This is a genomic window from Methanoculleus oceani, assembly GCF_023702065.1.
GTDB lineage: Archaea > Halobacteriota > Methanomicrobia > Methanomicrobiales > Methanoculleaceae > Methanoculleus > Methanoculleus oceani.
The window spans coordinates 358,209-371,778 of record NZ_QFDM01000003.1 but is presented as its reverse complement, the minus strand read 5'-3'; the positions used below and the strand labels follow the sequence as shown (position 1 = coordinate 371,778).

Genomic DNA, 13,570 nt, shown 5'->3' with positions numbered 1-13,570 from the left:
CATATTCCTCGTATCCGGAATTTACGATTGCGAATCTCAAGAGTGCTCAACATCCGCATGCGAATCCGGATAGCGGCAAAACGATCCCGCACGCGGTATTGACGGACCTGCGAGCAGTAATGCGGCAGAGAGGTAATTTATTATACTACTTTTATAAATGAGGGGGCATGGCTCCTACATATCGGGATGCAACCATCAACTCCGTCGAAGCGACTGCCACGGTCAGCGGCAGCACGGGCGGCGGCCGCGACGAGAAGGGCAACGTGTATTTCTTCCCGAACGTTTCGGTGAGCATCGGCTACTGGTTCGACAACGAGGGCATCCCCTCCTCGGACTGGAACACGCACTTCAAGGCGCAGTTGTGGATCAACGGCGAGATGGTCAACAAGAAGCAGGATCTCTCGGCCGGCGGCCCGCAGACCTACACGTTCTTCGCGCACAAGTTCCCGGCGCCGGGGACGTACAAGGTGGAGGTTCGCGGGAAGAACTCGAAGTCGGTCGATGTTACGATCAAGAATCCCCCGGTTCAGGAGAAGAAGGCGGCGCAGTGATGGCGGGGAGAACGTCTCATTTTTTCACTTGCCTATAACGGCGCATTCTGGATCGGTGACACCAAAAACCACTTATGAGATTGTGCAGTATGTGTACCTGTTATACTCGCTACCGTTCCGTTGTGGGACGGTAGTTTGTTCTTTTGTTTTACTCCCGTGTCACGAGCAGGTTCAGGTAACCCGGGCAACATCTCCTCACGGAGCCGGTCTTTCCCCTCGATTATGTGGCGGCTCACCTGTCCCGGGGATGAGGCTTGCTTCGGTGAAGGTCATTCCAGCACCTCCCAGTGGCCGCCCCGGGCAGGGCCGATGCGACGGAGCCGACCATCTTCACGAAGTTTGGCGATCTGCTTTTCAACCGCTCTCTGCGTGATTTCCAGCCTTTCTGCGACCTCTCTGGCTGCCAGCCGGGGTTCTGCCTTCAGGAGCGCGAGGATTTTCTCCGAACTTTTCTCCGAACTTTTCTCCGAACTTTTCTCCTCCTTTCGGTGAACAGTGACGGTGAAGAGACAGCCGTCCCGGTCATCGGCAAAGTCGATCTCGGGCCAGTCTTCGAGTGCCCGTTTGATGCCGGAGCCGAGGCCGCGGTATGGCAGCAGCCCCTTTGCGACGTACGATGCCAGGATCGGATTCCTGATATTGGAGTTACCAGCCCGGATTTTTGCCACTGTCAGATTGTTCGGGAGGTGGCCGGGGCCGATGCTCCCACGGAGAACAATAGATTAAACCAATCCGCGAGCGTAAGAGGACATACAGCAGGAGCGTGACGCACATGAAAACCCGCACCGAAGTCCTCGAGATCCTCCGCTCCCTGAAGGCCGAACTCAGAGAGCGCTATCATGTCGAGCGTATCGCTCTCTTCGGGTCGTATGCCCGTGAGGAACAGGAGGAGGGCAGCGATATCGACGTACTTGTCGAGTTCGGTTCCGGTGCGGATCTCTTCGACTTCGTCGGGTTGTCACAGTACCTCGAAGAAAAACTCGGGTCCGGCGTGGACGTCGTGCCGGAGGCGGCACTCCGCCCGGAGATCCGGAGATCGGTTACCCGGGATCTCCTTGTTGCATGAGATCGAGCAGGAGCGCGGGCGGTAACTTCGCGATGGCGCTGCCTGATACGCGAATGACGCGATACCCGTTCTATTGATAAACATATCAACCTCTCCCGCCATATTCGCTATGGAGATTCGATGCCTGCGATACGAATAGGCGAAGGGAGCGAGCTGGCCCAGCAGCCGGAACCCTTCAGGAACGAGTACGAACTGCAGGAGATCCTGGCCGGGCATCCGGTGCTCCTCGTCGACCGGGGCGATTCCGCGCTCGTCACGATCAGCCGGGAGTTTCCGTTCGAAGGCGGATTCGCCGATATCCTTCTCATCGACAGCAATGGGCTGCCGGTCATCGTCGAGGTGAAACTGTCCCGCAACGAGGAGTCGCGGCGTGAAGCAGTCGGCCGGCTCTGCGACTACCTCTCTGCAATGGGCAGACTTACGCCCGACGAGGTGAACGAGAGATCTGCAGGCCTTCTCGAAGAAGCATTGCAATCTATGGCCGGCGCAGAAGGAGAAGAGAATCCCGAAGATCGGCTCGCCCTGCTGAAGAGCAACGTTGCCTCGTATTTGAGAGCCGGGCAGATCCGGGGCATCATCGTCCTCGACGCTGCCCCGAACGACCTTATCCGGGAGTTCAGTTACCTCAACGAACACAGCGATCTCGATCTGCGGTTGCTGGTGGTCGAGCGCTACCGGCTCAGCAGGCACGAGTACTTCTACCATTCTCGCTTCCTGGTATCGGGAGAGGCGGATCCGGAGATAAAGAGACAGAGGTTGCGGCTCCGGTTGATCGTCGAGAAGTTCTCGAAGTTAAAGCCGCCCATATTCTCAACGCATGCGACCAGGGAGAACGTCCGCGTATACCGCGAAGGGTGGCCGGCAGCGGTGCACTACGAGTTTGGCGACTGGAAGGATTCGATCAGTATCGAGATACAGGTCAGACACAGAGAGTACCCGAAGGTTGCGGACTTCCTGCCCGGACTCCGCGATCATCTTTCCACAGCGATCCCGGATACGCAACGGGTCGAGCTGGTTACCGACCCGTTCGGATGGACGAGGCTTCAGTTCTTCTTCGGGGAAGAGGTTGACCCTTACCGGATTGCACAATCGATGGTGCGCCTCTGCAGGACCGAGAAAGACATCTCCACCCTGCTGCGGGAAGGCAATGGATAGAGGCCGGTCGCCGCTCTTTGACCCATCTCCAACCCATACCTTAACCATCCCCGACCCGGCTCTATCCTCTGAGTTTCCCCCGGATCCCGTTCCTCGCCGCCCTGCCCCTCCTTGCCGGAGTCTCTGCATGACCGAGGAATCAGCGGTATGCGACGACGTGAAGGCGCGGGTGCCTGCATACGCGGACCCGATCGCCGGCAACCTCTTTCTGGACTTCAACGAAGGCAACTCTATGACGGCCTCATGAACCGATCCGAAATCCGGTGCAACCCCGGAGCCGAACGACCCCGGGCGAACAGTCGCAAAAAAAAGATCGACCGGGGATCATCCGATCCGCTGGTTGGTCGACGGGTCCATGTAGAGCGGGTCGCGAGGTTTGCAGGCTTCTCCCGGCTCCGCGGTCGGGAACGGGAACTTCTCGTAGAGCGACGTGAAGATGTAATCCAGGAGTTTGTCGGCCGCTTTGATCGGGTCTATGAAGACGTACCAGTCGATCTCCCGGTCCGAATTGGGGACGCCGACCTTCACCTTCACATAGAGGGTCTCGGCAGCCGCCGTTCCTAACTCCTGCGTCACGTAGGACGCACCGAAGCCGAAGATCTCCTCCACGTACTTCTGGAGGATGGGGCCTACCGCTACGTCTTCCGTGAGGGTGTTCACGCCCGGAACCGCGAGTTTCCCCTCCGGCATCATGTCCTCGAGCATCCTGGCCGCCGACGAGTTCAGGAGCTTGGAGATGCTCGAATTCGGGTCGTTGACCTTGCCCTTGAGGAAGCCCGAGAACTTGTTCTTGAAGAACTCGAGCGAGATGTCGGAGAACGACGAGATGATCGCATTGTACAGGCTGCGTTTCCCGTTCTCGTCGAGATCGAAGGTGTAGTGGCGCACCAGGTTGAAGACGCAGAGCCCCGCGATCACCTGGGCGAGCTTCTTCGGGTTCGCTGTCGCCAGATCCTCGAAGCACGACTTGGTGTAGTTCTCGATCATCTCGGAGATGTGCGTACCGACCTTGATCTGGTCCCAGCTCACCCCGTTACCCATGAAGAGGTCGGCCGACATCTCGCCGATCAGTTCGACCGTAAGCTCCTTTGTGGGGGTGAGGATCGCCTCTCCCGCAGGCCCCGTGTAGATGGTCATGAGGTACGAGAACGCCTGGTCGCCGAACCACTTGACGACGGAGAGGAAGGTGATCCAGTCGTCCATGGTCTGGGCGGTCTCCATGAAGTCCGCCGACTCCTGGGTGTAGTAGACGATCGAGTCGTAAACGATCTTCTTGCTCATCAGGCGGAGCTCGGCGGCAGTGAAGTTCTGCACGTTCTCCCGCAGGAACCGGGCGGTGTCCGGATTGATGCCGAACTTCTGGATCCTCTTCTTCAGGTTCGCAAGTTCGGTCTCGCGGTCCTTGCGCACCCCGAGTTTATCCCCGATGAGTCGGATGGGGAGATCGAGCTCGTAGGTCTCGTCACCGTACTCGCAGGTGATCGGGAGTTCCAGGAAGTACGGGTTCCTCTCGTCCTCACCGATCTGCTGGGCAGGGGTGAACTTGTAGGCCTTGTTGGTGTTGTCCGGCTTCTTCTCGATGGTGTACTTAAACTTCGAGGCAAGGACCTCCGTTCTCGGTTCGGTTCCCTTGATCTCGCCGAACTCGGGCGCGTACTCGGTCCCGTCCAGGAGTTTCACCACTTCCTTCCCGTTCTCGGTCACCCTGACGGCGAGGTTCACGATGAACCCGGTCACTGCAACGTCGTCCTCTTCCGTGTCCCGATCGTCGTAGGCCGCAAACTGGGCGTGTCCCTCTTTGTCGTAGACGACGTCGGTGACGCTGAGACCCTCGGGGTAGAAGATCACCGTGAACGCTTCCTCGACGACCTCGTCATCCTCGCGGGTGGCGATGACTCTCGCACCGTATCTCGTCACCGGCGCTCCCTTCTCGGGCAACGGGCTCGTGTTGACGATCTTTGCAACATAGTGCGTCTCGTCGATCTTCTCTAAGGAGCTCGTGAACGGCGCCTCGTCGGCTTGAGTGATCGTGACCTCCTTCGGTGGCTCTATGAAGTCGACGAGTTCGACCTCGACATCGTAGGTCTTGCCGTCGCCGTAGAGGACGTTCAGCCGCATGTCCATGGCCTCTCCCTGCTCGGGGAACGTGACTCTCGGCTCGCCGATGATCCGGAAATGGATGTTGTTCGTGAACGATCCGCCCTTTCCTGTGTAGGCCACCCTGACGATGCCCTCTTCCGCGAGCTCGTTCTCATCCGCAGATACGAAGGCTCCCATGTAGCTGCCGGCGAGCGCCGGGTCTTCGACCCGGAGCCCGCCGCCGGAGGTTATCGAGAGCGTCGCGGTAAGGTCGTCCCTCTCGATCGTCTCGCCTTCCGCGGTGATCTCGACCATCTGGGCGTATATGGTCTCGGGGCTCTTCCCGCAGACGATGTAATCCTCAAAGTCTTTGCGGATCCTCATCTTGTAGGTGCTGGTGCGCTCCGTCTCGCTGCCGCCTTTGCCGCCGCCGGCCGCCGCTGCAGCGCCCGCAACCGCGGCCCCCGCGGAGAAGATACCGGTCACGACCACGAGCGGTATGCCGTATTCGGTCTCGCCGGCGCCCCCGCCCGGAGTGTTGATGGTGAACGAGCCGGCGCCGTAGCCGCCGAAGACCTCTTCATAGTTCCCGACGATAAGCGTTGGTTTTGCGTTCGCCGCATCGGCGATAACCGAGTCCACGACCTGGTTCGCTTCCTGGTAAGCCTTACTCATCTCGGAGCGTGCCGTAGCCACCTGGCTCTCCGAGGGAAGCGGATCATACGTCAAACTCCGGCCGTTGTCATGCTCGAGACCGACATGGCCCCGTATCTTGAAGTAGGCAAGCCCCGAACCCGCCGGGTAGAAGTCCTCACGGATCACGTAGTAGGTGAACGTGTTCTCCAGGTGATTGTCCGAGACGTCGCCGCCGGCCGCCCAGTTGAGGTCGTCCGTCAACTCGCGCACACCGACGACGCGGTGTCCGTTTATGGTCGTATCCACGTACTCGATATTTGCGCTGGAAGTCTCAACCGATTTTTCCAGTTCGGTCTTCAGGTAGGCGGCATACTCCCCCGCCGTCTTGTACTTCAGGTTTATCCCGAACTCGGTGAACATGTAGCGGCCGGCGGTGACTTTTCCCGTAATCTGCCTGATCTCGCCGCCGCCTGCGTCGCCCTGGTAGGTGTAGCTGTAAACGTCTGTCGGGATCTCGGTCAGGACAAGCCGCTCCGCTTCGGGGTCTACCCTCCCGAGGTTGCCGATGATCAGCAGGGTGTTTTCGGTTGCAAGAAGGTCGTCCGTCCCTTTCCTGTAGACATCGATCGGCATCTCGACGACGTATTCGTCGCCTTCCATGCTGTGGATGTACTTGCTCGCCAGTTTGTAGTCGTAGCTGTTGGTATCGGTGAGCGAGTAGCTTGCAGCCGCGGTTCCCGAGAGCAGTGAGGCTGCAAGGAGCACGAGCAGCAGTTTCGCCATCGGCCTCATGCCGGGACGCCTCCCGCCTGCTTCTGAACGGTAACCATGAGGACGGCACCGACCACCAGGAGGACGAATCCGGCGATGTAACAGGTGTACCCCCCGAAGACGGAGAGGATGACGCCGAGAGCGAACCCTCCGGCCCATCCCGCCATCACCTTCGTGACCAGCCCGGAGTCGGCCCTGCCGTTTTTCGCAAAGACCGCGGCAAAGACCTGCCGCACGCATCCCGCTTTGTTCGCCAGCGCCCGGGCCGCGATGAGGAACGCCACGATTCCCACCATGCAATTCATGATCGTCGACGTCCCCGCGAGGAAGTTGTAGACGAAGAGAGCCGCCCCGCCGCCGACGAGAAGCGGGGAGATCGCCGCCAGATCCCACTTTCCTCCGGAGAACTGTCCGGCAATTGACCGGACATTCGACATGATGCTCTCGCCGGATATCCCTCCGACGACGAGCAGCGTCACGAAGTAGGCGATCAGGCCCTTTCCGATGAGGCCGCCGATAAACCCGGGCACGCCGCCGGAGAGCCCTCCCCGCGCGAAGGTCAGGAAGGAGAGGGACTGCACGGGCGCCGGATTGAACCCTATGGCCGGAAGTATGGTAAGAGCCAGCCAGACCAGGGCCATGGTTCCTGCGGTCATCAGGAGTTTTTTATTCTGCAGGCCGCTCTTGAATCCGTCGATTCTCTTGTGCACGCATCCTTTCACGACCTCGCCCGCAGAATGCCTGACCGTTATCTCCGGTGCATCTTCCGCCGCACCAGACACGGCCAGCTCGCCGGAGAGGACGCACTCCCCCGCCTTCGCCGCTGCGCGAGCATCGCCGTCCCGGGAACAGTTGCCGTCGTCCGTACGCGAAGATGCTGCAGATTCCTCGCGCATCTCCTTGATACCTGCTGAAACACTGGCTGATGCGGAGTCGGCCATTACGGTTGCCTTATCGGCGGCGACAGACGCAACATCTTTGCATCTATCTAGAATTTTGTTTAGTTTGTCGGTATCTGTCATTGTAACTTAACACCCCGGAAATCCGGCTGTTTTAACAATCTGAACAATATTTCGTTTGGAATCACTGATCACACCGAATCAAAGATTTTTCCAAATGGAAAATATTATATAATCAATTTTAACCTATATAATTCATCCGAAACAGTTGTCTGAGATCCGGTTAACCGGGCATTCCACGATGGTCACAGCACCGGGTACAAAGATGGAGATCCGGGAGATAATGCCCTGATTAGAGAGCGATGTCCTAAAAGCGCCTGATTCAAGAAGATTCGGTTTGCATGGCTATCGTATTTTTATGAGTCCCCGATCAATTCGTTGAATAATCGGAGACCCTTTACTCCAGGTCGGATCTCACGCCTTTCTGAGCGTGAACCGGAACGCCGCCCCTTCCTCCGGACGGCCGGACACCCGGTCCTCGACCCAGACCCTGCCGCCGTAGCGTTCGACCAGGATCTGCACCAGGTAGAGGCCGAGGCCTTCGCCGACGCCCCGCTTCTTCTGCTCGTAGATGTGGAAGATCGCCTGCTTGTCCGCATCCGGTACGCCGGGGCCGGTATCCTCGACCGTTACCTGCACGAACCCGTTCTCCTCCTCGGTCCGGACGGTGATTGCGACGTCGGGACCCCCGTGCTTGACCGCGTTGCCGATCAGGTTTCCGAAGACTTCCGGCAGGAGGTCATCGGCCTGCACCAGGTATGGAGCGCCCTCGTAACGGATGCTGCTGTTGGGATAGTGGCCGATCTCCTCCCGGATGACTGCGTCGAGTTCGGTCGCCCGGAGTTCAGGCGGTCCCCGGTAAATCCTCCGGATGGTTGAGACTGTGCCCAGGATCTCGATGCTCTTCCTGACGCTCCGCCGGAGTTTCTCTGCATACCCGGCCGCCTCCCCCTCCACGGAGTCGATGAGCAGGTCGGCGTAGAGGTTCGAGACATTCTCGGTGTTCCCGATGTCGTGGGTCAGGATATCCAGGTAAAGGTTCGTCTCCCGGTGAGCGGACTCGAGATCCCGGTTCAGCCGGGCGAGGTCTTCGGTCTGGCGTTGGAGAGCCTCCTCGGCCTGCTTGCGCTCGGCAGCTTCTCGTTCGAGATCCGCTTTCGAAGCGGTGACCCCTTTGAGATCTGCGGCCATCCGGTTGAACGAGCGTGACAGATCACTGATCTCGTCATCGGTGGTCTCGACGATGGCGTAATCGAGGTTGCCGGACCCGATGATTCGTGCTCCCTTCTGGAGACTCTCGATCGCCACCAGAGTGCGCCGGTAGAAGAGGATGTAGCTGGTGAAGATATACGCGGCGAAAGTGCCCATCAGGGCGAAGATCAGGAGGGTGTTGGCCTGTTCCAGTTGCACCCTCTCCTGGTGCAGGATGCGCGCGAGCTGCGTGGCGTCGGCACCCATACCCTGCGTCTGAACGGCCATCCGGCTCCACAATACCTGCAGAACAGGTTCCGTTGCCGGATCAGGCGATGCGGGGAAGGTCGCATAGACCTGGGCCACGCTGTCAAAGATTTCCTTGAGCCGGTTCTGGTTGCCCCGGATATTGACGACCAGTGCCTGCTGTTCCGGAGTCTGGGGGTCGAGCTCCGAGAGATCGGATGAGAACGAGGTATACACCGATTCCCACCGCGTGCGCTGCAAATCCTCACGGTAGAGGAGGTATTCGGTTGAGAGATAGCTGAGATCGTTCGCTCCCTGGGCAAGTTTGCTTGCGATCTGCTCCTGCCGGTTGAGGTGATCGAGCTGCTGGTCCGTGATGACCACCGAAACGGCGATGATGAGCAAAACCAGCCCGAAAACCACGGTGCTGATGATCAACTGTGTCCTGATCTTCATGGTCGCTCACTGTATTCCGATGATGTTCACCGATGCCGGTTTCACGCTTGAAAGGCTCTCCGTGGAGATATAATCGTGGAAATCCGGGATATTCGTTGCATTCGTGAGGTTATTGGCTATCATCCACCGTGCCTCGCCCTCCATCGCGGTGATGAGCGACTGGTCAAGCGAGAGTGTGAACTGGTTCTGCTGCCAGACCGTATCTATGTACCCGGCATCGAGGTTCAACCGGTTCTGCACGATAGCCCGGGATTCGGCCGGATGAGTGTGGATGTATTCCTCAGCCTGTGCCAATGACATAAGAAACCTGACCGCGAGGTCGGGATGATCTCTTATCCAGTCATCGGTGGAGACGATCAGCCCGAAGACGGGCTGGCTACCCTGCGCCGGCAGGACAACAGCGTTCGCGCCCAACCGGTCTCCGGCCGCATTAGCATACGGCTGGGCGGTTGAAATGGCATCGATATCTCCGTCCGCAACAGCGTTCACCCACCCTGCCGGAGTTTCGATGTCAATGAGGGTTATGTCCTGCATCGTCATGCCATGCAGCATGAGAAGCCTTCCGAGATGGAATTCCGATACGGTCCCTATCGTGGTCCCGACTCGTTTACCCCTAAGGTCGGATACATTCGTGATTCCCCGGTCTTGCCGTGCGACAAGATAGATGAACTCACCCTTGTCGATGTTTCCTATCGCACTTATGTTTGCGTTCTGGAACGCCTTCCGGACAAGGGGGAACTCGGATACCCCCACGGCAATGTCCGCTTCACCGTTCACCACCCCGGCCAGCGAAGCCGCTCCGGAATCGTATTCACGCAGGGTTATATCGATGCCGTTCTCCTCGAAAAAGTGCCGGTCTTCGGCGATCCAGAAAAGCGCGGTTGACTCAAACGGCGAATACGCTACGATGATGGAATCCATCTCTTCCGGTCCGGGCTCCTGGATGCCCCAAAACCATGCGCCAGACCCCACCAGCAGCACAATCACGGCGAGTATACCGGTGATCTTCTTCATAGCCGTGCTCCGGAGGTGTCCTTCATGACACTTCCCGCCGGCGAGTGATCCGCGCTGCCTTCATGTTTGACTGTCTCAGTACCGTTCGTGGAGATGGAAATCTCCAGACCGGGGATTGCAGTTGCGTTCGTCGGGCTATTCACAATCATCCACTGTGCCGATCCGAGCGGTCTCGAGGGCTTTCCTGCCGTCGCCGGATGAGTGCCAGCCCGACCGTTTCTACAGATCGCCACGTTGCACGGCAACTGCCCTCTTTGCGCGGGCCGGATGCGCCCACCGTCGCCCGGGCGCTCGTTGATCTGGTCGGCCCGGATGGAGTTGACGGCTCTGCCATAATGCTTGAGAGATCCCATACAGTGATCCTGCGCATAAGATTGCGATTGAAACCTATTGGAACGCCAGCGATTTTTTCACAGGTAGCCCCTGGTAAAACCAGTGCCGATCAATGCCGCTGATTGCTACTGTATCTAAAAACACTGATGGGTATAATATAGTTACTTCATGGGCTCCGGCCGACCATCAGCACTTCGGGATGAACCCGACCGAAGATTGCCATAGCAGGGGCTTACATTGAGATAGCAGCCCACCACAGTTATTAAGATCTGTTCAGGAGTGATACCAGACACCTGCCGTTTCTTATTTGCTTTTTGTTCAGCGTGTAAGTATGCGGGCGCATGCTTTTCATCCTGTCTCCCGGCACCAGCCCCCCGCTCTCCTCCAAAGGTATACGTATCGGCGCATCGAACACCTCATATGGACGCTCCGGTCCCGGGCAGACAGGATAGATAGGTTATGGACGGCAGCACGATAATCCCGGTCCTCATTTTTGCATGCGGCCTCCTTGCAGGATTTGGCATATACGCGATCGTATCCTCCGCCCCGCCCGTTCCGGTACACGCAGCTCTCTACACGGAGAACGCGCCGGAGCCCATCGGGCCGTACAGCCAGGCCGTGCAGTGCGGGGACTACCTCTTTATCTCGGGGCAGATCGGTCTCGACCCGGCCACCGGCAACCTCTCCGATACCGTCGACGGTGAAGCGAGGCAGGCGATGGAGAACCTGCGGGCCGTGCTGCTCGAAGCCGGCCTCGACTTCGCGGACGTCGTCCAGGCCCGGATTTACCTCACAGATCTCGCGGACTTCGATACGGTCAACGCCGTCTACGCCGGGTACTTCAACGAGCCCTACCCCGCACGGGCGACGGTGCAGGTCGCCGGCCTCCCGAAAGGGGCGAGGGTCGAGATCGAGATGATCGCAACGGTGCGGTAACCCGGCTGAATGCGCACCCCCCTCCTGTTTGGCGGTAATACTCCAGAAAAAGCAGTATCTCTTTCTGATTGGGGGGATGTCGTCTTCCTTGGCCGTAGGGCCCGGATCTACCGGGATCGGCGCCCGCGGGGCCTACGGGGTTCCGGAATGAAGAGGTTGCGTCTCAGATCGTCCATACCTCTCCAGAATCTGGTTTACTTCCCGGCATCACCTGCCGTATCGGGCTTTGACCTGCAGCGGCTCTCGACAGTGGGCACCGGCGGCCGGGACGGTTCGCTCACTCTACCTGTTCCAGAGCCAGAGCCCCAAGGTATGCCATGGTCTGGAGAATATCTTTATTCTCCGGTGTAAGCACCTCATCCGGGTTCTTGAACGCGAACGCCAGGACGCCGAACGTAACGGCAAACGCCCTCATCGGAACATAGTGCCCTACGCCTGTTGGAAGTGTTTCGGTGCCTCTGCCCGCTGTCCGGCAGTTCTCGAATGCCCATTGGGCGATCATCCGCTCTTTCTGGGTGAGCGGATAATCTGGATCCCCTACGCTCATGAAAAGCCCCCCCACACCCGGCGTAAAAATGGCAAATGCACCCTCGCTGAACTGCTTCATATGACGGTAAAGCGTATCGAAGATCTCCTGGCGGTGCGCGACGTTCACCAGGTCCCGGGAGAGGACGGCGACGGCCTCAACCTTTGCCTCGCTCCTTCGTATCTGCGGGAGCAGATAGCGGAGCCTTGTTGCGAGACTGCTGATGATGAACGCGATGACCACATATCCCACAAACGAGATGAAGAACTCCCAGTCGTCGATTGTAAGCGTGTAATAAGGCACCACAAACGCAAAGTCGAAGACCAGGATGCTTGCGATAGCGGTAATGATCGCTGTCCTTCGCCGGAAGAAGAGCGCTGCCGCCACCACCGGGATCAGCTGGATGATGAGCAGGTTTGACGGACTGATGACGTTTCGCAGGAAGTAATTCGCGATTGTCACGAGTGTGATGAGTACCGCGCTGACGATGAGGTTTGGGCTCACAAACTGCGGCAGCTGCCTGTGGATAGGGATGCTTACCGCCGCTTTGGGTTCGTAGAGGAAGATATCGATCCCCTTCGACCGGACCATGGTGCGGTACACGGGAGAGTAGAAGATGTCCAGCCCACGGGGTTTGCCGAGCATGATCATGGTGACGTTGTGCTGCCGGGCGTACCGGATCAGTTCGCCCGGAATGTCTCCCCCGCGGTAGCGGACGACCCGCCCTCCGAGGCTCCTTGCCGTCTCCATCGCGTCGTTGAGCCACCGCCGCTCCTGGTCCGTGAGGTTCTGCTCCTCCTCGGTCCCGATGGAGATCACGATCCAGTCCGCACGGAACCTGTCCGCAAGGCGGTACGCCGCACGGACCATCTGGTCCGCCGTCGGGCCGGGGCGTATCCCCACGAGGAGCCTTTCCCCGGCAGGCCATGGTCCCGGGATGGCCCTGGCCCGCATGCGGGTGAGCATCTGCCGGTCGGTGACCTGCGCCATAAACCGGAGGGCAATCTGCCGGAGTGCCAGCAGGTTCTCCACGCTGAAGAACCGCCGGACGGCCTGCTCGGCCATATCCCGCACATAGACCTTTCCGGCACGGAGGCGGATCCGGAGTTCTTCCGGCGGGATGTCCATCAGGCGGATCTCATCGGCATCGTAGAAGAACGTGTCCGGCACTGTTTCCGCGACGCGGATGCCCGTGATCTGGGCGACGATGTCGTTCTGGCTCTCGATGTGCTGGATGTTGACGGTGGTATAGACCGATATCCCCGCGTGAAGGATCTCCTCGATGTCCTGGTAGCGTTTGGCGTGACGGCTTCCCGGAGCATCGGTATGCGCAAGCTCGTCGATGAGGACGATTTGCGGGTGCCGCTTGAGGATCGCATCGAGATCCGGCTCCCGTAGCATCAACCCCTGGTAATCGACGGAGATCGGGGGGATAACTTCGAGCCTTGCGGCGAGCGCATCCGTCTCTGCCCTGCCGTGCGTCTCCACGTACCCGATCGCGATGTCGAGTCCGTCGCTCCGGCGGCTGAGCGCATTCTCCAGCATCGCGTAGGTCTTCCCGACGCCAGCGGCGTAACCCAGGTAGATCGTCAGTTGCCCTTTCCCGGCTCTCTGTTCCGCCCGCTCTGCAACGACAAGCAGATCTTCAGGC

10 protein-coding genes are annotated in these 13,570 nt (G+C 59.0%); 4 read left to right on the top strand and 6 right to left on the bottom strand.

Going from position 1 to position 13,570, the window contains the following annotated elements; genetic code table 11:
• Positions 1-167: 167 nt before the first annotated feature.
• A complete protein-coding gene (locus tag DIC75_RS11515) occupies positions 168-551 on the top strand; it encodes a hypothetical protein (protein WP_250988183.1) in 384 nt (127 codons plus the stop codon).
• Between the two features lie 269 nt (positions 552-820).
• Here the strand turns inward: DIC75_RS11515 and DIC75_RS11510 are convergent, their stop codons facing one another.
• The gene (locus DIC75_RS11510; protein ID WP_250988182.1) at positions 821-1,219 is read right to left on the bottom strand and encodes a winged helix-turn-helix domain-containing protein; all 399 of its coding nucleotides are present in this window, start codon (positions 1,217-1,219) and stop codon (positions 821-823) included.
• Positions 1,220-1,323: 104 nt separating this feature from the next.
• Between DIC75_RS11510 and DIC75_RS11505 the strand changes: the two genes are divergently transcribed.
• Together DIC75_RS11505 and DIC75_RS11500 are read left to right on the top strand one after the other, a co-directional pair.
• Entirely contained in the window at positions 1,324-1,617 is a 294-nt protein-coding gene (locus tag DIC75_RS11505; protein WP_250988181.1) for a nucleotidyltransferase family protein, read from the top strand.
• Between the two features lie 120 nt (positions 1,618-1,737).
• Positions 1,738-2,772: an endonuclease NucS domain-containing protein gene (locus DIC75_RS11500; RefSeq protein WP_250988180.1), complete on the top strand. Its 1,035-nt coding sequence runs from the start codon at positions 1,738-1,740 to the stop codon at positions 2,770-2,772.
• 324 nt (positions 2,773-3,096) lie between these two features.
• On the opposite strand, the gene DIC75_RS11495 is transcribed toward DIC75_RS11500, so the two are convergent.
• From DIC75_RS11495 to DIC75_RS11480, 4 genes are all read right to left on the bottom strand, one after another.
• The gene (locus tag DIC75_RS11495; protein WP_250988179.1) at positions 3,097-6,270 is read right to left on the bottom strand and encodes a hypothetical protein; all 3,174 of its coding nucleotides are present in this window, start codon (positions 6,268-6,270) and stop codon (positions 3,097-3,099) included.
• Positions 6,271-6,275: 5 nt separating this feature from the next.
• A complete protein-coding gene (locus DIC75_RS11490; RefSeq protein WP_250988178.1) occupies positions 6,276-7,154 on the bottom strand; it encodes a hypothetical protein in 879 nt (292 codons plus the stop codon).
• Between the two features lie 477 nt (positions 7,155-7,631).
• Entirely contained in the window at positions 7,632-9,110 is a 1,479-nt protein-coding gene (locus DIC75_RS11485; protein WP_250988177.1) for a sensor histidine kinase, read from the bottom strand.
• A gap of 6 nt (positions 9,111-9,116) precedes the next feature.
• Entirely contained in the window at positions 9,117-10,124 is a 1,008-nt protein-coding gene (locus tag DIC75_RS11480) for an ABC transporter substrate-binding protein (RefSeq protein WP_250988176.1), read from the bottom strand.
• Positions 10,125-10,916: 792 nt separating this feature from the next.
• On the opposite strand from DIC75_RS11480, the gene DIC75_RS11475 reads away from it, so the two are divergent.
• Positions 10,917-11,393: a RidA family protein gene (locus DIC75_RS11475; protein WP_250988175.1), complete on the top strand. Its 477-nt coding sequence runs from the start codon at positions 10,917-10,919 to the stop codon at positions 11,391-11,393.
• A 277-nt stretch (positions 11,394-11,670) separates the two neighbouring features.
• On the opposite strand, the gene DIC75_RS11470 is transcribed toward DIC75_RS11475, so the two are convergent.
• On the bottom strand, positions 11,671-13,560 hold the full coding sequence (locus DIC75_RS11470) for a DUF4118 domain-containing protein (RefSeq protein ID WP_284738507.1): 1,890 nt from the start codon (positions 13,558-13,560) through the stop codon (positions 11,671-11,673).
• Positions 13,561-13,570: the final 10 nt, after the last annotated feature.